The organism is Aequorivita soesokkakensis, from assembly GCF_001641085.1.
Taxonomy (GTDB): Bacteria; Bacteroidota; Bacteroidia; order Flavobacteriales; family Flavobacteriaceae; genus Aequorivita; species Aequorivita soesokkakensis.
On sequence record NZ_LXIE01000034.1, the window covers coordinates 1 to 18,878 of the forward strand.

Below are 18,878 nucleotides of genomic sequence, written 5' to 3' on the forward strand. Positions count from 1 at the left end.
GTTGCAAATAGCGTTGCAAGAGATGTAATTGGCAATGCAGGAGTTGCAAATGGCTTTGCAAGAGATGCAATTGGCAGTGCGGGAGTTATAAGCATGAAAAAACCTCGAATTTTTGCATGGCTTCGAGGTTTTTTAAACAATTATATTTTTTGGTATTTCTTAAAAAGGAAGATCATCGTGTTCTTCTTCGTTAAAATCGTTTGCTGGCTCAAAAGCTTCCGCTGGAGGCATTGGAGGCATCTCTCCACTTCCCGCCGCTTGCGAAAGATTTTCAACGCGCCATCCCTGAATGCTGTTGAAATACTTGGTTTCGCCTTGCGGATTTACCCATTCACGGCCGCGAACATTAATGCTCACTTTCACGCCCTGCCCTACTTTATAATTGTTCAACAAATCTGTTTTGTCCTGTACAAATTCAATCAAAATATGTTGTGGATATTGTTCTTCGGTAGTAATTACCAGCTCGCGTTTCCTAAACCCATTGTTTCCGTAGGTTTTGGTTTCATCTATCATTTTAATTTTTCCTTGTAGTTCCATCGTTTTATTGTTTATTCTTAATTGTTTTTCGTTCTATTTTTTACTTAAAAGCACCTTCCAAGCATCATCTATTTTCCCTTCACACAACAAGTCTTGAGCTTTTTTATGAATTTCTAAAGAATTGCCTTCATCCCGCAACCATTTCAATTCTTCCGAAGCATTTATAAAGGTATTAATTTCTTCCGAATTTGGGAAATTTTCTACGTTGCCAAGCATCCCCAAATCATTTCCTGTCAACACCTTGCTTTTACGAATTTCTTCTGGCAGGCTATCGATGCCAATCCCTAATGTTGTTAACGGTTTCGGCACTTCAAAAAGGCCTTCTTTTGCACGGCTGTACCAATTGCCGCCAAGTCTGGAAACAGTATCAATTTTAAATGGATCGATACTTCCATCTTCGCTTAAAATTTCTTCTTTTATGTGAAGTTTTACCACTTCACAAATTACCAAATTTCCGGCACCGCCTTCAGTACCCAGTTTAATTACGTCGTTTACCTTACATTCCAGTTGCACGGGAGCTTCAGCTACGCGAGGTGGTTTTACCATTTCCGAAGGTAATTCGGTAAAACCGGCTTTTGTGAACTCGTTTACACCCTTTGCATATTCTGTTGAGGATAGCGAAACTTGCTGAACCATTTCAAAACTCACAATGTTTATAACCACTTCGGGCACTTCCAAAACATTTTCATAGGTATGTTTTGTTGTATTATCTCGACCGCGGCGTGCGGGCGAAAAAACCAAGATTGGCGGTTTGGCGCTAAAAACATTAAAAAAACTGAAAGGCGAAAGGTTCACGTTTCCCTCGCTGTCCACGGTACTCGCAAAGCATATTGGCCGTGGCGAAACAGCGCCCAAAAGGTAGCCGTGCAGTTTTCCCGTAGATAATTCGTGTGGTTCAATAGAGATCATTGCCTGCAAAAGTACCCAAAGATTATAGCTTCTAAAAACATGATTGTACAATAATATCAACATATTTGCTTTATATTTAAACTGGAAAAAAATTCTTTATGTTGCGCAACAAATCACTCTCCCGTTGGGGTTTTATTTTAGCTTCCCTTATCGTTATCAGCCTAATTTTGTGGAATACCTATATTTTCTTCAATCAATTGAAGGAAAACGAACGCACTAAAATGGAGATTTGGGCAGTTGCACAAGAGGAATTGGCCCAAAGTCAAGATGTTGAAGGAAGCCCTATTAGCGAAACAGCCCTTACCATAATACGAAACAATGGCACCACGCCAATGATTCTTCATACGCTGAAGGAAGACAACTATGAAGGCAGAAATATTGACGAAAAAATTTTAAATAACGAAGCTGCCCTAAAAAGGAAAATAAAACAGTTTGTTTCAGAATACGACCCTTTGGAAGTTAAATACAAAGATCAGGTACTTTCTGTAATCTACTTTGGAAATTCCCCCTTGATAAACAAACTTAAATACTATCCAGCGGCATTAATATTAATAATTTTTCTTTTCATATTAGCCGTTTATCTTTTTTACAAAACCTCAAAATCTTCCGAACAGAACAGGCTTTGGGCAGGAATGGCAAAGGAAACGGCGCATCAAATTGGCACGCCACTTTCCTCTTTGGTGGGTTGGACGGAAATTTTGAAATCTGAAAACGTGAATCCTGAATATATCAGTGAAATGGAAAAAGATATTTCGCGATTGGAAACCATTACGGACCGTTTTTCAAAAATAGGTTCGGTGCCAAAACTGGAGCAACACGATTTGGTGGAAGAGACAAAAGCAACTTTTTATTATTTACAAAAACGCACTTCAAAGCTGATTAACTTTCAACTTAATGTCCCCGAAACCCCTATTTATGTTGAAATAAACCCCCAACTTTTTAGTTGGACGGTGGAAAATTTAGTGAAGAATGGCATCGATGCTATGAAAGGAAAAGGCAAAATAACCATCGCCATTGAGCAGAATTCAAAATATGCAAAGGTGCTTATTTCTGACACAGGCAAAGGGCTGACAAAAAGTGAGTTCAAAAAAATATTTACACCGGGCCATACCACAAAAAAACGTGGCTGGGGCTTAGGCCTTTCACTTGCGAAACGAATTATTGAAGAATACCATAACGGAAAGATTAAAGTGCTGAAAAGCGTTGTGGGCGAAGGCACCACTGTGGAAATTTCCCTAAAGACAGAAAGTTAATTGTAATTTAAAAGAATTAATTTTTTAAATGGAAATTCTAATAACCATAGTATCGATTATAATTTTTATTTTTTTGGTTTCAGCGCCTATTTTTCTTTTAATCGGTTTAAAAAAATGGAATCTATTCAAATTCAATTTGCTTAATTATTTTGTTTTTGGAGTGATTATTTCGGCTTTTTTAATTTTTATATTTAGTTGGTGGGCAAACTTTTCAGACCAGATTTTATTGAGTCAGTATGGATATAATTTTGACGCAATGAACGAAGCGGAACGATTTAAGGAAGTAGCGAGTGAAAATATGGAGCGGACAAAACAGCTTGAAATAGATTATTTTGGAATTGGATGGCCATTAAAAGCAATAATGGCATTTGCATTCTACATACCATACCTGCTCATTGTTTATTTAATTGGAGTATTTATAAGAAAAGATTAATTATGAAAAGTAAAACCAACACATTACATACGGCTCGCCTAAAAAATAATTGTCCCACTTGTTTTGGAACAGATGGTTTGGAAATAACTTTTACGCAGAATGAAAAGGAAACACCTTTATTTAAAAAACCAGATGCAACTATAGAACACACTTTATTCTGCCATACCTGCAAAAATTCAATCTATCCCGTAAACTGGACCGAAGATATTGAGCGGGTTTTTGATTACAACAAAAAAATAGCGGAAACCAATAAACAGTATTTAAAGGTGAAACCGCTATTTTATATTTTGGTTGTTGTGGCAATTGTCTTGGTTGCCGCAGTGGTTTATGTGTTGATTCCTAAGATTTAAGTTTCTCGGAAATTGCTTCGGCCAACATTTCAAATTCCTCTGAAGTCATTTTTACTTTTTTTGTAAAACGCATATCGTCCATTTCGTTCAACGGAATAAGATGCACGTGCACGTGTGGCACTTCCAAACCCACAACAGCCATTCCTACACGCTTGCAGAGAACCGTTTTCTCAAGGGCGCGAGCTACTTTTCTGGAAAATTGCATCAATTGCAAATACATATGTTCGCCCATGTCAAAAATTTTATCAATTTCTTCTTTTGGAACGCAGAGTGTATGTCCTTTTGCATTTGGATTTATATCCAAAAAAGCAATAAAATTATCGTCTTCGGCAACTTTATAGCAAGGTATTTCTCCTTCAATTATTTGTGTGAAAATTGATGCCATAATTACTTTCTTGAAATTTCCAATATTTCGAATTTAAGCACGCCATTGGGTACTTTTATCTCTGCAACTTCGCCCACTTCTTTTCCTAATAAACCATGGCCTATTGGAGAATCAACTGAAATTTTTCCGGTCTTAAGGTCGGCTTCGCTTTGGGCCACTAGTTTATAGGTCATTTCCATGCCGTTGTTTTGGTTTTTAATCTTTACGGTGGAATGCACCAAAACCTTGCTCAAATCCAATTGTGATTCATCTATCAAACGGGCATTGGCCAAAACTTCCTCTAATTTAGCAATGCGCATTTCCAGCATTCCCTGTGCCTCTTTGGCTGCATCATATTCAGCATTTTCGCTTAAATCTCCTTTATCGCGGGCTTCCGCTATTGCATTGGAAGCTTTTGGACGTTCAACATCACGCAATTGGTCCACTTCGTCCCTCAATTTTTTTAATCCTTCGGCAGTGTAATAAGATACTTTACTCATAACTTCATCGTTTGTGTATGCAGAACATACGTATTCTTTAATATAACAAAATCCCGACTCGTGGCGGGACTCACTTTAATAAATTGAAAAATCCCATGCTTTGACGGGATTGTGTTTAACAAATATACTAAAAATTTACTTGTTGCGTAATTTGTTGTAATTTCGACATCAAAATTTAATTGCTCTCATGAAAAATAAATTTCTTTTCCTTTTAACTGTTTTAATAGTGCTTTCTTGTTCTAAAAGTGATGATAAACAAGACAGGAATCCTTTTTTAACAGATCCCGCTGTAAGCCTAAATTTAAATTTAAATCTTCCAGAATACAATCCTCTAAAATTTCCCGGAAATTACGTTGTTACTTCCCAGGGAATAAAGGGCATTGTTGTGTACTGCGTAAGTGAGAACCAGTATCTGGCTTTTGATCTTACAGACCCCAACCACGTGCCCAGCAGTTGTTCGCGCATGGAACTTACGGGTGTAATTGCAAGTTGCCCCTGCACAAATGATGACAATGAATACTTTATAACTTCTGGGCAGCACACTACCGAACCCGGCAGTAAGTATCCTATGCAGCAATATAATGCACAGTTAAACGGAAATACTGTTGTTGTTAGTAATTAGAGAGATTTTTACGAAGTGAGCATCGCGGCCTTAATTTCTTTAACGACCTCCAAATGTTCCACTCCGTATTCTTTCCAAGCTAATTTTCGCTCTTTCATATCTACGTGTTTTACAATAGTACCGTAATCTGCCGTTTTTCCATCAATTGTTGGATAGCCGATTACATAAATACTATCTGCAAGTTCCACCGCTAATTCAATATCATGTGTAGAATAAATAATGGTATTGAATTCGTGAAGTGACGTAATTAAACTAAAGGCTTTTTTTACATCTTCAATATTGCCGATATCCAGTCCCGAAAATGGTTCATCCAAAACCATATAATGGCCCGAACACAAAATCTGTTCAATAATAGCGGTACGCTGCCGCTGCCCACCTGAAAGTTCGCAGGGGTATTGATCTTTCGCTTTTTCCAAGCCCCATTCCTGAAGATATTTTGTTATAGTATTATGCTTTTCTTCTTTTGAAAAATCTTTATGCCGCAAAGCGAACATTAATGCTTGATAAATTGTTTTATTTCTGAAAAGTGTGTATTTCTGGTCCACAAAACCCACGTCGCCTTCGTGTACTTCTTTTGCATCGTTTTCAACTCCTGTAGCCACATCAGCAATTAAAATCTTGCCTGTTGTTGGTTTTATTAACCCCGTTAGTGCCCTGAACAATGTAGATTTGCCACGGCCCGAACGTCCAACAACCGCTATCACTTGCCCTGTAACACTTCCTTCGCGCGTAACATCTTTTTCAACAAAGCTTACATCTTTTATTACAACTTTTTCACCATAGGCAACGCTGAGGTTTTCAACGTATAATAGGGTATTTTGCATTTGGTAATCCATAAGCTATATTTTTGAATATCTAAAGAATGCCTTCCGAAGGTAATCGAGTATAAAATCTATAGAAAGTCCAACAAAAAGAATTACAATTTGAAGTGCAATAATTCTTCCGTGGTTCATAAATTTATCACTGTTTTTTATTAAGAAACCGAGTCCGCCTGCCGCTACTAAAATGGATTCCACAGTAACGAGCATCATCCAAACAATCGCTAAGTTTTGGCGTATCACTTCAATCACGTGGTCCATTCTTCCTTTAATAACTACTTCCCAAAGTACTTCCCAACGGTTGCATTGAAGGGAACGGGCGTGGTCAAATTCTTCCTGCTCAATGGAACTCACCATACTTAAAAGTGAAGTAGTAAGGTATGTGCTCATAAAAACAACCAAAACCCAAACCTGCATAGTTCTGGCATTGCTAATGATAATAGCAAGATAAAAAGTTATTCCCGTAAGCGGCAAATAACGGAGCTTACTTATTGCCCTAGCAACAGGCATAACAACAGGAATAGTAGATAAATATGTAATTGTAAGTGAAATGGTAATGGCAATAAGAATAGCTTTAAGACAAAGCCACAACGAACTGCCCACATGAACCATCAATCCTTCGTTGTAAAGCTCTCTAAAACCTCTCCCCACTTGCTCAGGGGAAGGAAAAAGATGTCGCTCGCCCATACTGGAAACAAACCAAAAGACAGCAACTAATATTACCCAAGAAAGAATAATAAGCAATCTGCTGTTTTTTCCAATATTTTCAAATGGAGTGAAGATTTTTTTCATTTTCATTAAAATTTAAAAATAAAGGACGCCGAACATTTTCAGTCAGCGTCCTTTTAAAAAAATTAATTCATTAATGTAATAACAACTCTTCTGTTCTTGGCTCTACCCTCATTGGTTGTGTTGCTTGCAACAGGCTCATCCTCCCCTTTTCCAATTACAGATTGAACCCTAGTTTGAGGAATTCCTTTTCCGCGTAAATAATTTACAACAGCCTGTGCGCGACGTTGTGATAGATCGTAATTTGCTTCAGAGGTGCCAGTATCATCGGTATGTCCTTCCAGTTTTATTTTTGTGTCTTCCGCTTGAATTAGAAGGTTATATATCGTTTCTACGGTTTGCATTGATGAACTTGAAATATTTGCACTTCCCGTGTCAAAATTTATATTCCATTCGCCAGAGGCCAAAACTTTATCAGTAGTTTTTGAATAGTCTGGTTTATAAGCCGCTCCCGCATCAATGTCATTTATGTTTTTAAGGAAATAAAGGTTTACTGCTTCATCATAAGGAACAATCCTTTTTACAGATTCGTTAAATCCAAAAGGATTCAACTCCTTCAAATAGGAAGAAACTTGACTGTAAACAGCTTTATATCTGTTAACGCCATCACTTATTCCGTAATACTGCATAACATCTGCATAATTCAACACTCGCGAACCACCCATATTGTATTCAATGCCGTTTTTGCTTCCCTTTTGGCCTTTGAACATATCATACCAATATTGTGGGGTTTCAAGTTCATAAGTGGAAGCCACAGCTTCAGAGGCACGAACGCGCCAATCGTCATATTGCTTCATTTGGTTGGAAGCCGTTAACGCAGATTTTAAAATATTGCTTACAATATCTGGATGCTTTACAGACCATTCTTTAACAGCAATAATGGTGGTCGCCATTTGGTTGTTGAATTCTTTTGTTGAAACAATATCCGTAAAGCCATTGAGTGCATCAAAAACCATTTTGTCTCCCGGGGTCCAAGTAGCACAGCCGTCTACTTTTTTGTTGATGGTTTGGCCAGTCAATTTTCCGTCTTTTACTTCTTTCAACGGAACTGTCCAACCTGCTTTTTGTGATTTTATCAATTCTTCCGCAGATTTAATATAATCATCATCCTGTGAAGGATAGAAGTTTACGGCATCCGGATCATAAGTTGTTACGTCTGGATTTACTTTCAATCCATTTGCAAAGGCATAGTTAACAGCCGTTACCCAGTCACCATCGCCCAAAACCGCTGAAATTAATGAGCCTTTCATGCTTTTTGGATCTACTTTCCAGCTTGGTGGGCCAATCAATTTGTCTTCCCCATAACTTAATCCTACGGCTCCAACTACTTGTACGTGATATTTATCTTTCCCGAATTTATCGTCCAGTGCTTGTTGCATTGTACTGATATAAAATGGAGCACCATCGCCCATCATCATAATTGCAAAGGCACTTTTATCTGCATCTGGAAATTCTTCCCCGCGATCAAATTCCTCAATGAATTTCATTTGCATATTCCGAAGTTCCGAAAGCCAATCCTGACGGATTATTTCCAGATTAACCCCGTTTTGCTCCATTAATGAACCTTTTGTAGTTTTGGCTCCTCCGTTTGCAACAATAATCCCAGATTGTGCGTTCCAAGCATAGGCTGCCATACGCACCAAAGGTTTATCTTTCACTTCACTTGAAGTGCTTGTGGATGGCAATTCCAGTTTTTCAGTGGTCACTACATTGTCCACATCACCTTTATCCACATTAAGCTGGTCCAACTGTAATGCTTTTCCCACACGAAGTCCAGGTGCAAAATGATAAACGGCAAATAAAATACCGCCAAGAATTACAATTGCAATTAATAATTCTGAAAGTGTTGTAAGTTTTCTTATTCGTAAAATCTTTCCCATTGTGTTAGTTGTTATTAGTCAAACATATTTCCAAAACCGCCACTTTCCTGCTTATCTTCTGCGGAAAGTTTATAATTTGGGTTATTATATTTTTTTGAATCGGGCACGTAATCTTCACCCGTTTTAATTTTATCTGCCAAAGTATCGAGCTGTGAATAAAGTTCATCACTATCAATATCATATTTTGAAGTAAGCGAATCAATATCCGAAAGGTTTTCCTGGGTTCGGGCAATGTCCATTGCTATAGTTTCACTAACCACATCCAGCGCATATTCAAGCTCCCAATCCTTGGTGAAAAGCATCGCGCTTTTTGCACTATCAGTAGCCTCACGTGCAGTTTTGGCAAATTGAAATTCCTTTTGAAGCATTTGGATTGTCACTTCAAAATCTGAAATTTTTATATCAATCGCAGTTCCCGCCAATGTAAGTTTACGGTCCAATTTCCCCATAATGCTTGCACGGCTTCCGTATTTTTGAATAAAGCTTTTGCTCTGTTCCAATTGTTGTGCAACCCGCTGCGATTCGGAAAGTTTTTTGGCAAGCGCGCTGTGAAGCTCTACATATTCATCGGTATCTTTTCCTGCATTTCCTTGCTCTTTCACAATTGCTTCCATTTTCTCTTTTAGCGCCTGCGCGTGTTTTTGAAGGGAAACAACTTGGTCTTGATAATCTTTGGCTTCCTTTTCAGCTTTAAAAGCTTCGGCTTCCATATTATTTTTCAAAGCCTTGATCTTTGCTTTGGAATCTTTAAAAACCCTGCGGTTTTTCATCATTTTTTGCTTCTGTTCTTCCAGCTCCCCAAAAGGATCATGGCGAATCAACGATTTATGGATAAAACGCGTAAGCCTTCTGATTCCCTTAAAAATTACAGGTAACATCATTATAAAGAAAATCACAAAAACGGCTACGCCCGCCAAAGCTATTACTTGACCCAAAGCGGTGAAAAGCGGCGGCAAAACGTATACCCAAGCCGCAACACCCAATGCTGCAAACAAGGCAATTTTCAAGAGTGCATTTAAACCCTTTTCTCCATTTCGCCAGTTTTTGGGATTTAAGGAAATCTCACCCTTTTCATCATCAAAATGCTTAAGGATGGGCAGGTCCAGAACGTGGCTTTTTTCAGCTTTGCTTTCCATAGTTTTCTAAAGGTTGTTTTTAATCCCGTCAATAACACTCTGTATAGTATCTAGGATTTTGGTTTTTGCCATATCATTGGCATTTATTTTTTGATCAATTTCCGAAGCGTCAGATAAAAGTTTAGCGTCTAAATTCTGAAGTTCATTTTTCAAATTGCTCGCTTTGGTCTGCATTTCAAGAATTTGTTTTTCAAGACTTGAAATTTCAGAACTTAGGTTTTCCTTTTGGTTTTTAATCTGCTGCTGAAGTTCATTTCTTTTGGCATTTCCCTTTTCTTGATAATGTTTGTGAACCTTATCAATTTCAGTAACATAGAAGCCAGCTTGGGTAAGCAAAGTAGTTTTGCTCACTTTTGAATCTACGCCTTGTGCCATTGAAAGTGCCATTTTATAAACATTGGCATCGTTTGAGTTAACGGCTTTTATGGCTTTGAAAAATTCATAAAAATCATAGCCGGGTTGGTTTAGGGAATCAAATCCAGATTCATACATTTCAACAATGGAAGACAATATAGAGCTGTTTGCGGTTCCCTTTGGAATGTCTGACGGAAAGGTAGAAATAGGCTTGCTTTGTGGAAAACTGGTTGAAGCAGTTTCCTGTTTTGGAGAATCCTTTTCAACTTTTTCATTTGAAGTACCTTCCTCGTTATTTACAAAAAGTCCTTTCCAGTTAAATTTATCTGTGGCCATGAAAATCTAAATTACTTTGCTGCGAATCGTTAATAATTTCTTAAAGGAGTAAATTTATATAAAATTCACTCAATATAATAGGTTTTTTTGAACTGCCTTTCATTCCTCTTCCTGAAAAAGCAAAATGCTCTTTACTGTTGCATTTATTTCAGGAATGTCTTCTTCTGTAAGATTCATCAATAAATCTTTAGTTATTGGCGTAATACTTACAATTCTGTTGGCCTGGCGCTCAATTATTTTTTCAAAAAGATTGCGTATGGTTCGTGCATTCCCAAAACTTCTGTCGCGCTTTTCGTGAAGTTTTATAAGTATTTCGTTGAGTTTGTCTTCAGCTTCTTCCGTAAGTATAAAATCTGCTTTTTTTACATTCAGCTTAAAAATCTGCATCAGCTCTTCCGCCGTAAAATGATCAAACTCAAAATACCTGTTAAACCTCGATTGAAGCCCAGGATTGCTTTGTATAAAAATCTGCATCTCATCTGGATATCCCGCCACAACCACTACAAAATTATCACGATGATCCTCCATTCTTTTCAATAAAATCTCAATGGCTTCCCCGCCAAAATCATTAAATCCGTTGGAAGTAAGCGAATATGCCTCATCAATAAAAAGTACGCCGCCAAGCGCTGAGGTTATAATTTCATCTGTTTTTATGGCGGTCTGCCCAACATATCCGGCAACCATTCCCGCGCGATCGGTTTCTATTAAATGCCCTTTTTCAAGATAGCCGAGGTGTTTATAAACACGGCCAAGCAAGCGCGCCACAGTTGTTTTCCCAGTTCCCGGTGGGCCCATAAAAACCATATGTGGCGAAGTGTTCATCGTTTTTAAACCTTCTCTTTCCCTAATTTTTTGGACTTTCAAAAAATTGGTTAAGTCTTCAACATTTTTTTTAATCCCGACCATCCCAATAAGCTCGTGTAGTTCGGCCAATACTTTTTCCAAAGTATCATCTTCAGGCACTTCGTTGTATTTTGCTTTGGAAACAATAATTTTTGGATGGTTTATTTTTTCTGAAATTTTTATCAAAAATTCCTTTTCTTTTTTTGAAATTCTATTATCTGCTTTTACGAGTAAAGTCGCTATTCTATTCAGAAAGGAAGCTATTCCCGAAGCGTTTTCATTTTTTATTTTCTGAAGAATTGAAGGCATTAAAAATTCTTCATTCATAGTAGCAACAGACTGAAAAAAAGACGTTTCGCGAACAGTAGAAATATTTTTGTTGAATGGCTCTGCTTTTGTGAGCGCGTTCATCTTTTCAATATTGTAGGTATTGCTCAGGTCTTTGCCGCGCAGACTTTCGTACACATAAATAAGAAGGAATTTTGCACGGATAGGCATTTTTGCAACATCACCCTGAAGCGTAACAACTTTATTAAAAAGTGAAACAACATCGCGCAATAAAATGTGTGCGGCGTTGCTGGTTTGTGCATTAAAATCAGTTGCAGCAAGGGATGCGACGGCGTTTGCAAATTTCTGATCTGCGTTCAAATTTTGGCAGATAATTGAAACTTTGGCGCATTCTTCCTTTAAAAGCTCTATAAATTCAATCGAAATTTCCGGCTGAATTGGTTTAGGCGAATTTTCCATTTACCATTGGTTAGTGTTCGCTAAATTTAGGTTTTTTCTTTTAAAACAAAGCAAAATGCTTTTGTATCCGAAAACTAAAATTTCACCGTCGCCCCGACCAAAAAGTTAATCGTCGCCTGCGGATAATATCCTGCGCCTTCAATGGTAGTAACCGTTCCCGGATTACTAAAATCATCATCATAGGTATAAAAATAACCGTTGGAAATATATTTTACGTTGAAAATATTATTTACCAAAGCTGAAAAGACGACTTCTTTAATCCACGGAAGATTGTCCAAAGTGTAAACGATATTCAAGTCATTGATAAAATAGCTGTCCAATTTAGAAGCTTCGCTGTCAATATTCCCCATATATTGCTCGCCTACAAATTTTGAAAGAAGCCCTAATTGCAGTTTTTTGATTGGTGAATATTCCAGCATATTTCCAGCAACTATCGAAGGTGAAAAAGAAATGTTTGTATTGCCAAGATTTACCAGTTCGCCATCGCGGGAAGCAACGAAATCTACATTTTTATTGGTGCTTAAAGCGATGTTTGGAATGGTTCTCAAATTTTTCAAAAGTTGTATTTCTGCATCAACTTCCAGCCCCAAACGGTAACTTTTTCCGCTGCTGGTTCGTAAACCTGCGCCTACATCATTCAATTCGCCGGAAAGGACCAATTGATCTTTGTAATTCATAAAAAACACATTGGTATTCACCTTCGTTTTTTCTGAAGCGAAACGCCAGCCAAGTTCAAAATCATCCAATTTTTCTGGAGTAATAATTCCTTGTTCGTAATCATTTCGGGAAGGTTCGCGATGGGCTTTTCCGTATGAAAAATAGAATTGGTTTGAAAGATTCAATTTATAAGTCAATCCCGCTTTTGGGTTGAAAAACGAATAGTTTTCATCTACATTCAAAGGAACCAAATCTGAAGTAATCCCAGAAGTTTTATAATTCAAAAACCTACCCTGCAAATCGCCAAAAACGCTCCACTGTTCGTCAATTTTATAGGTTGCCTTTGAAAAGACAGTGAATTCACTTTTCTCGCCATTTCCTTCATAATAACGATCGCGGATTTCAGAATTACTGGCATATCGTGCCCAAATTACTTCGCCAAAATGGTCGCCGGTGTAATAACTATAAAATGCACCGCCCGTGAAATCTATTTTTTCGTTTTTGTAATTCACATTTGCATTTGCTGCGTAAAAATCGTTATCCAACCAACGACGGCGAATTAAATCGGTTGTATTTATGGTATCGCCACCAATTTCAATCGGTTCAAAACCGTAAGTTTCAAAATCTTCGTCTTCTTTATATTGTTCAAAATAGCCTTTTCCTTTTGTGTAATTGAAAGAAACATTCGTGCTCCAATTATTATCGAATCGTTGATTCCACAGCAATTGATAGTGATCCTGCGCATAATTATCAACTTCATTATCATAAAACTGAATGTTTCCATCTTCATCGGTGTACATTCCAACGGTGTTGTAAGTTCTGTCATTTTCAAGTTTTTCGGAGTCTTCCAAACCGTTCCAAGATTGATAGGTTTCTTCCCTTCCTCCGAAAACAAGAGCTTTTATTAAGGTATTTCTATTCACAAATGCGCCCTGAAGAAAATACGATTTTAAGTCGGAACTGGCCCTGTCAATATATCCATCAGATTGGATTGTTGACAACCTTCCCGCTAATTCAAAATGGTCGGAAAGCAAGCCAGTGCTGAACTTGACGTTGTGTTTATGCGTTTTATAACTTCCTAAGGAATTTGCAATTTCGCCATAAGCTTCGTTTGAAACTGCATCGCTCAACAAATTCAAACTCGCGCCAAAAGCCCCCGAGCCATTTGTTGAAGTTCCAACGCCACGTTGCAGTTGCAAGCTTTGAACCGAAGAAGTAAAATCGGGCAAATTCACCCAAAAAGTACCTTGACTTTCAGAATCGTTGTACGGAATTCCATTCAATGTAACATTCACTCGTGAGGCATCGCTACCGCGAACCCGAATGTACGTATAACCCACGCCTGCGCCGGCGTCACTTGTTGTTACAACGGACGGCAAATAGTTAAGCATATATGGAATATCTTGTCCAAGGTTTCGCTTTTCAAGCTCCTCTTTATCGAGGTTTGAGTGGGTAATTGGTGAATCTGCATCAACGCGTACAGCTTTTACTAAAACTTCGTCGAGCGATTCAACTTTAGTGGAATCTTGCGTTTTGTCCTTCGGTAATTCCTGGGCGGAAACAGAAATAAATAATGAAGCAAAAACTACAGTAATCAATAACTTTTTCATTCGTAAAAAATAATTTTATACGAATAAAAGGGGCGTTATTCTTGGTTCGTTAAATGGTTACATAAAAAAACCCTGAAAACAATACGTCGTGTATTATTACAGGGGGTTCCTATTTGTTATCCCTTGGCAGCATTACCCGCCCAGGTTCTTTGGGTATAATCTCAGCCTTTTGAAGTAGGAATTTTGAGCGACGAGCGACGAACTTATCATTCGTACTTCGTACCTCGTATTTCTTTTTTCAAAAAGCACCCCTTTGAGATGTTCGGCAAAAGTACATTACTTTTTTCGATTTCAGCTTCGTTTTCGATTTCGATTTTTTTATCATATCCTTAATACTTCCCCTTTTTTATAGTGTTTACATTTGAACGATGGCCACTTCAAAAAACAAATTCACATTTAAAATTATTCTCAGCTACCTCGTTTTGGGAGCTTTATCGGTTTTGGTCGGGGCTTTTTTATATTCTGAATTCAAAAATTTCACTGCCGAATCTACTGAAACAAAAGGCGAAAAAAAATTCATTGAGACCGGAACGCTCATCAATCTGGTTTACGAAACAGATGGATTTTCAAGACTTGCGCTCTTAACGGAAAGCGATGAAGATTTTGAAAAATATATGGCCAAAACCGATTCACTTTTCAGAAAAATTGAAGAGATAAAGTCGCTCACAAATAATGATTTTCAGGTAAAACAACTTGATAGCGTAAAATCTTTGCTCGAAGATAAAAACCGAAATATTGAGCAACTTCGTATCCTACGTTTGACTAATAAAAAAGACACTTCGTTGGATGATATTATGAAGGAAGTGCGAAAATTGGAATCTTCCGTCGGTCTGTATTCGGTGGAATCATTGATCAGAAATCCCTCCAAATTAAGCAATCGGGAAAGAAAAGTTTATCAATCGTATGCAGATTATCTTAACAGGGATGCTACCCGAGATACGGCAACGGTAAAGTCCAAAACCGTAGATTCTATGCTTGTGGCTTCGCGTTATATTGTTGCCGAAGCGAAAAAGGAAAATTCGAGAATTCGTGAATGCTTGATTCAAAAAGAGAATGAATTGATTCGAAACGACCTCAATATTTCTGAACGTTTGCGTGAAATAATTGGCAGTTTTGATCGCGAAATTTCGAAGAACAACAATCTTGAAAAGCAACAGCGTGCGGAATCTATGGAACGCACAAAGCAGATTTTAAAATTTGCAGGAATTTTAGGTGGAATTGTAGTTTTATTGTTTTCATATTTTATCCTTTCAGACTTTTTTAGGGCAGAGCGATTTAAGAAGAATTTGGAGGAATCAAAAAATTACGCTGAATCATTGCTAAAAAGTCGCGAACAGCTTATTTCCACTGTAAGTCACGATTTGAAAACACCATTAAATACCATCAGTGGCTATTCCGAATTATTTGAAAATTCCTCTCTTTCCGAAAAGCAGAAATATTATTTGGCGCAAATCACTTCCAGCTCGCATTTCATTTCGCATTTGGTGGATGATTTGCTGGATTACTCCAAATTGGAAGCCGGAAAATTGCCGATGGAAAGCATTCCTTTTTCTTTGGAAAATATCATCGTCGACACTGGAAATGCTGTAAAACAACAATATTTTCAAAAACCGATTGAACTTAAAATTTCTATTTCTGAAGCTATAAAAAGCAAGATCTTTGAAAGTGATCCGTTGCGAATTCGTCAAATAATAAATAATCTTGTTGGTAACGCTTTTAAATTTACAGAAAACGGAAGTGTTGAAATTAAGGTTTCTGAAATCGAAAAATTTGACAAAACTTCAAAAATAAAAATCTCAGTAATCGATACTGGAATTGGTATTTCAAAAGAAAAACAAGATGTTATTTTTAACGAATTTACCCAAGCTGAAACAGATATTGCACACAAATTTGGCGGCAGTGGTTTGGGATTGGCAATTTCAAAAAAACTGACCGAACTTTTAGGTGGAAATTTAAAAGTGAAAAGTATTTTGGGAGAAGGGAGTTCATTTATTCTTACACTTCCACTTAAAAATTCGGAGCGGGTTTTATCAAATATTTCTTCGGAAAAACAAAATTACTTTGAAGGTTTATCTGCCGTAATAATTGACGATGACGACGCGATGCGCTCACTTTTAAAAGAGATTTTTGAGCAAATGAATATTGATTCGAAAGCATTCAGCAGTTTTATAAACTTTAAAAACTTCGATTTGAATTTCGATTTCGATTTTGTTTTAACCGACATACAAATGCCAAAAACAGATGGTTTTTTGGTTCTAAAAAATTTGAAAAACGGCGAAATAAATTCCTATAAAAACCAGCCCGTAATAGCAATGACGGGAAGTAGGGAGTACAGCCGCGATTTCTACCTCAACAAAGGGTTTTCCGAAATGCTTCCAAAACCTTTTTCAAAACATGAACTTGTTACGGTTTTGGAGCGCATTTTTCCAAACCGCAGGAATTTTTCAGGAGAAAATAATACGGATGAAATCTTCAAATCAAATTCCACAGCCAACGAAAAATTTGATCTTTCCCTTTTAAAATCCTTTTTAAATACGCCCGAAGCCTTGGAAGAAGTGCTGGAGGTTTTCAACACACAAACCGAAAAAGATTTGCAACAAATAAAAAATTCAATTGCCGAAAAGGATATAAATACAATAACCGAAATCGCCCACAGAATGTTGACGATGTTCCGCCAATTAAAGGCGAAAGAAGTTATTCCTATCCTTGAAAAAATGGAGGATTACACTGCCGAAATAGTTGAACCTTTGGAAATGAAGATGGATTTTGAGAAGCTTATTTTGAACATTCGAGATTTACAAAATGCTCTTTCAATCCGATAATTTTACAATTCTATTTGATAATGCTCCAGTTTGTTATAAAGCGTTTTTCGGGTAATGTTCAGCAGTTTTGCGGCTTTGGTTTTATTGAAATCCGCTTCTTTTAAAGCGTTCAAAATAAGTTGTTTTTCGTTGCTTTCTTTCGAAAAATCAACGGTTTCCTTTTTCGTATTTGCAGAAAAAAGAACTTCCCGCGGAATAACTTCCAACGGAATCAAATGTGAATTGGTCAACAAAACGGAACGCTTGATTACGTTTTTCAATTCGCGCAAATTGCCCGGCCAAGCGTAGTTTTTAAAGGCTTCTTCCACTTCTTTCGAAAGTCCGATTACTTCCTTTCCCAAAGATTTGTTCGCTTCGTTTAAAAAATATTCAATAAACAGAAAAAGATCCTCTTTCCGTTCGTGCAGCGATGGAATGTGGATTGAAAATTCATTCAACCGATGATATAAATCCTCGCGGAATTTTCCCTCGGAAACGGCTTTCAGCAAGTCTTCATTCGTTGCGGAAAGTATCCGTACATCCACGTCAATTTCGGTATTGCTGCCCACGGGTTTTATGCGGCGTTCCTGCAAAGCACGCAGGAGTTGAATTTGATTTTCATAGGAAAGATTCCCAACTTCATCCAAAAAAAGGGTGCCGCCGTCTGCCGCTTCAAAATGGCCTTTTTTGTCGTTCACCGCGCCCGTAAAACTTCCCTTTACGTGGCCGAAAAATTCGCTCGCGGCAATCTCTTTCGGAATAGCGCCGCAATCTACTGCGACAAAATTTTTATCCTTTCGGGAACTATAATTGTGGATTGCCTTTGCGGCAACTTCCTTTCCAGTTCCGCTTTCACCTTGAATAAGAACGCACATATCCGTTGGCCCGACGAGTTTTAAATATTCGTTGAATTTTTTAGAGGCTTCGCTGATGCCGATGACAAATTTGGAATTTTCAGAAGTTGGTTGGGAAGCAGGCTGTTTCGGCTCAACAGTTTCTGAAATATGTTCTTCCGAAGATTCCGTATTTTGAGAATCCGCTTCAATAATCATCAACAATTCCTCTGGCCGGAACGGTTTCGAAATATAATCCAAAGCGCCTTTTTTGATGGCTTTCACCGCAGTATCAACTTCGGCATAGCCTGTCATTAAAATCACTTTTGTTTTCGGGGAAGTTTTTTGTGAAAATTCAAGCAAGTCAAGACCCGAATCGTCCGGCAGCTTTAAATCCGTAATCAGCAAATCAAAATTGCTTTCAGAAATGGTTTTTCGCGCCTTTTCGCCTGAAAGCGAAACAGTGACATTAAAACCTCTTCGTTCCAAAAAAGAGGTAAGCATTTTTCCAAAAGCTACATCGTCTTCAACTATATGTATTTGTTGCGCCATTACGTTTTCTGAGAACGTAAAAATAGTGAGTATATGGCTGGGCAAACTTTAAATTTATCATAAAAAAAGGCGCCCATTTTATGGACGCCTTTCCCAGAAGTATTGAATCTAAAATACCTGCAGCTTACTGCTTCTTCATATCGTTTTTAATCCACTCACCTTTTGCGTTAGCATAAACCGTTGCAGCTTTTTTATCTGCAGTGGCAAGGTCAAGTTTATATTCTCCATTGGCATTCACATAAGCCTTAGAAATAGTGGCACCGCTAAAGTCTTTAGCTACGGCGTCTTTAACGGTTTGTGGTACCTCAGAAGCTTTTACTTCTTTAAAATCTTGTACGGGGGCTGCAATCACAGCTGTTTCGGCATCAACTACATCAGCAGTTTCAGCATCTTGCGCAGCTTCAATTCTGCTTTCCAATTGGGCTTCAACGGCAGTTTGTTTTTGCTCATTCATTGCAGTGGGCTCTTTATCTTGTGCGGTTGCTGCGGTTAAACCTCCTAATACGATTGCTGTACTTAAAATTAACTTTTTCATTTGTTTTTGTTTTTAATAA

General features: G+C 37.7%; 18 protein-coding genes. 5 read left to right on the forward strand and 13 right to left on the reverse strand.

What is annotated here, in order from left to right:
- Positions 1-159 precede the first annotated feature (159 nt).
- Together A7A78_RS11030 and A7A78_RS11035 are read right to left on the reverse strand one after the other, a co-directional pair.
- Positions 160-537 (reverse strand): DUF3127 domain-containing protein, encoded by a 378-nt coding sequence (locus tag A7A78_RS11030; protein WP_068762521.1) that lies wholly within the window; start codon positions 535-537, stop codon positions 160-162.
- 33 nt (positions 538-570) lie between these two features.
- A complete protein-coding gene (locus tag A7A78_RS11035; protein WP_068762522.1) occupies positions 571-1,446 on the reverse strand; it encodes a flavin reductase family protein in 876 nt (291 codons plus the stop codon).
- Positions 1,447-1,544: 98 nt separating this feature from the next.
- On the opposite strand from A7A78_RS11035, the gene A7A78_RS11040 reads away from it, so the two are divergent.
- Genes A7A78_RS11040 through A7A78_RS11050 form a run of 3 tightly spaced genes read left to right on the forward strand, consistent with a single transcriptional unit; the run spans position 1,545 to position 3,482 of the window.
- A complete protein-coding gene (locus tag A7A78_RS11040) occupies positions 1,545-2,699 on the forward strand; it encodes a sensor histidine kinase (RefSeq protein WP_068762523.1) in 1,155 nt (384 codons plus the stop codon).
- A gap of 28 nt (positions 2,700-2,727) precedes the next feature.
- Positions 2,728-3,132 carry a hypothetical protein gene (locus A7A78_RS11045; RefSeq protein WP_068762524.1) on the forward strand — a complete coding sequence of 135 codons (405 nt, stop codon included), beginning with the start codon at positions 2,728-2,730 and terminating at the stop codon, positions 3,130-3,132.
- Positions 3,133-3,134: 2 nt separating this feature from the next.
- Positions 3,135-3,482, forward strand: coding sequence for a hypothetical protein (locus A7A78_RS11050; protein WP_068762525.1), 348 nt, complete (start codon positions 3,135-3,137; stop codon positions 3,480-3,482).
- Here the strand turns inward: A7A78_RS11050 and A7A78_RS11055 are convergent.
- Together A7A78_RS11055 and greA are read right to left on the reverse strand one after the other, a co-directional pair.
- Entirely contained in the window at positions 3,472-3,867 is a 396-nt protein-coding gene (locus A7A78_RS11055) for an HIT family protein (RefSeq protein WP_068762526.1), read from the reverse strand. The two genes, A7A78_RS11050 and A7A78_RS11055, sit on opposite strands and share 11 nt — an antisense overlap.
- A gap of 2 nt (positions 3,868-3,869) precedes the next feature.
- Entirely contained in the window at positions 3,870-4,346 is a 477-nt protein-coding gene (gene greA, locus A7A78_RS11060; protein WP_068762527.1) for a transcription elongation factor GreA, read from the reverse strand.
- Positions 4,347-4,533: 187 nt separating this feature from the next.
- On the opposite strand from greA, the gene A7A78_RS11065 reads away from it, so the two are divergent.
- Positions 4,534-4,968, forward strand: coding sequence for a hypothetical protein (locus A7A78_RS11065; protein ID WP_068762528.1), 435 nt, complete (start codon positions 4,534-4,536; stop codon positions 4,966-4,968).
- An 8-nt stretch (positions 4,969-4,976) separates the two neighbouring features.
- Here A7A78_RS11065 and A7A78_RS11070 read toward each other — a convergent pair whose 3' ends face one another.
- From A7A78_RS11070 to A7A78_RS11100, 7 genes are all read right to left on the reverse strand, one after another.
- Positions 4,977-5,804 (reverse strand): energy-coupling factor ABC transporter ATP-binding protein, encoded by an 828-nt coding sequence (locus A7A78_RS11070; RefSeq protein ID WP_068762529.1) that lies wholly within the window; start codon positions 5,802-5,804, stop codon positions 4,977-4,979.
- 3 nt (positions 5,805-5,807) lie between these two features.
- A complete protein-coding gene (locus tag A7A78_RS11075) occupies positions 5,808-6,578 on the reverse strand; it encodes an ABC transporter permease (protein ID WP_131811135.1) in 771 nt (256 codons plus the stop codon).
- Between the two features lie 62 nt (positions 6,579-6,640).
- Entirely contained in the window at positions 6,641-8,455 is a 1,815-nt protein-coding gene (locus A7A78_RS11080) for an OmpA family protein (protein WP_068762531.1), read from the reverse strand.
- 14 nt (positions 8,456-8,469) lie between these two features.
- Complete coding sequence (locus A7A78_RS11085) at positions 8,470-9,591, reverse strand: hypothetical protein (RefSeq protein ID WP_068762532.1); 1,122 nt, start codon at positions 9,589-9,591, stop codon at positions 8,470-8,472.
- A 6-nt stretch (positions 9,592-9,597) separates the two neighbouring features.
- Positions 9,598-10,281 (reverse strand): hypothetical protein, encoded by a 684-nt coding sequence (locus tag A7A78_RS11090; RefSeq protein ID WP_068762533.1) that lies wholly within the window; start codon positions 10,279-10,281, stop codon positions 9,598-9,600.
- 99 nt (positions 10,282-10,380) lie between these two features.
- Complete coding sequence (locus A7A78_RS14895) at positions 10,381-11,871, reverse strand: AAA family ATPase (protein WP_094746122.1); 1,491 nt, start codon at positions 11,869-11,871, stop codon at positions 10,381-10,383.
- 74 nt (positions 11,872-11,945) lie between these two features.
- Positions 11,946-14,138, reverse strand: a complete 2,193-nt coding sequence (locus A7A78_RS11100) for a TonB-dependent receptor (RefSeq protein WP_068762534.1) — start codon at positions 14,136-14,138, stop codon at positions 11,946-11,948.
- Positions 14,139-14,506: 368 nt separating this feature from the next.
- Here A7A78_RS11100 and A7A78_RS11105 point away from each other — a divergent pair, with 368 nt between their 5' ends.
- Positions 14,507-16,960, forward strand: a complete 2,454-nt coding sequence (locus A7A78_RS11105; protein ID WP_068762535.1) for an ATP-binding protein — start codon at positions 14,507-14,509, stop codon at positions 16,958-16,960.
- Positions 16,961-16,962: 2 nt separating this feature from the next.
- On the opposite strand, the gene A7A78_RS11110 is transcribed toward A7A78_RS11105, so the two are convergent.
- Positions 16,963-18,324, reverse strand: a complete 1,362-nt coding sequence (locus tag A7A78_RS11110) for a sigma-54-dependent transcriptional regulator (protein ID WP_068762536.1) — start codon at positions 18,322-18,324, stop codon at positions 16,963-16,965.
- A 124-nt stretch (positions 18,325-18,448) separates the two neighbouring features.
- Positions 18,449-18,859 carry a hypothetical protein gene (locus A7A78_RS11115; protein ID WP_094746123.1) on the reverse strand — a complete coding sequence of 137 codons (411 nt, stop codon included), beginning with the start codon at positions 18,857-18,859 and terminating at the stop codon, positions 18,449-18,451.
- Positions 18,860-18,878: the final 19 nt, after the last annotated feature.

What these genes read in the sequence shown, in the direction of transcription:
- A7A78_RS11105 (WP_068762535.1), top strand. Translation starts at nt 14,507, where the DNA reads ATGGCCACTTCAAAAAACAAATTCACATTTAAAATTATTCTCAGCTAC.
- A7A78_RS11040 (WP_068762523.1), top strand. Translation starts at nt 1,545, where the DNA reads ATGTTGCGCAACAAATCACTCTCCCGTTGGGGTTTTATTTTAGCTTCC.
- A7A78_RS11035 (WP_068762522.1), bottom strand. Translation starts at nt 1,446, where the DNA reads ATGATCTCTATTGAACCACACGAATTATCTACGGGAAAACTGCACGGC.
- A7A78_RS11065 (WP_068762528.1), top strand. Translation starts at nt 4,534, where the DNA reads ATGAAAAATAAATTTCTTTTCCTTTTAACTGTTTTAATAGTGCTTTCT.
- A7A78_RS11115 (WP_094746123.1), bottom strand. Translation starts at nt 18,859, where the DNA reads ATGAAAAAGTTAATTTTAAGTACAGCAATCGTATTAGGAGGTTTAACC.
- A7A78_RS11110 (WP_068762536.1), bottom strand. Translation starts at nt 18,324, where the DNA reads ATGGCGCAACAAATACATATAGTTGAAGACGATGTAGCTTTTGGAAAA.
- A7A78_RS14895 (WP_094746122.1), bottom strand. Translation starts at nt 11,871, where the DNA reads ATGGAAAATTCGCCTAAACCAATTCAGCCGGAAATTTCGATTGAATTT.
- A7A78_RS11080 (WP_068762531.1), bottom strand. Translation starts at nt 8,455, where the DNA reads ATGGGAAAGATTTTACGAATAAGAAAACTTACAACACTTTCAGAATTA.
- A7A78_RS11045 (WP_068762524.1), top strand. Translation starts at nt 2,728, where the DNA reads ATGGAAATTCTAATAACCATAGTATCGATTATAATTTTTATTTTTTTG.
- A7A78_RS11085 (WP_068762532.1), bottom strand. Translation starts at nt 9,591, where the DNA reads ATGGAAAGCAAAGCTGAAAAAAGCCACGTTCTGGACCTGCCCATCCTT.
- A7A78_RS11075 (WP_131811135.1), bottom strand. Translation starts at nt 6,578, where the DNA reads ATGAAAAAAATCTTCACTCCATTTGAAAATATTGGAAAAAACAGCAGA.
- A7A78_RS11070 (WP_068762529.1), bottom strand. Translation starts at nt 5,804, where the DNA reads ATGGATTACCAAATGCAAAATACCCTATTATACGTTGAAAACCTCAGC.
- A7A78_RS11050 (WP_068762525.1), top strand. Translation starts at nt 3,135, where the DNA reads ATGAAAAGTAAAACCAACACATTACATACGGCTCGCCTAAAAAATAAT.
- greA (WP_068762527.1), bottom strand. Translation starts at nt 4,346, where the DNA reads ATGAGTAAAGTATCTTATTACACTGCCGAAGGATTAAAAAAATTGAGG.
- A7A78_RS11030 (WP_068762521.1), bottom strand. Translation starts at nt 537, where the DNA reads ATGGAACTACAAGGAAAAATTAAAATGATAGATGAAACCAAAACCTAC.
- A7A78_RS11090 (WP_068762533.1), bottom strand. Translation starts at nt 10,281, where the DNA reads ATGGCCACAGATAAATTTAACTGGAAAGGACTTTTTGTAAATAACGAG.
- A7A78_RS11055 (WP_068762526.1), bottom strand. Translation starts at nt 3,867, where the DNA reads ATGGCATCAATTTTCACACAAATAATTGAAGGAGAAATACCTTGCTAT.
- A7A78_RS11100 (WP_068762534.1), bottom strand. Translation starts at nt 14,138, where the DNA reads ATGAAAAAGTTATTGATTACTGTAGTTTTTGCTTCATTATTTATTTCT.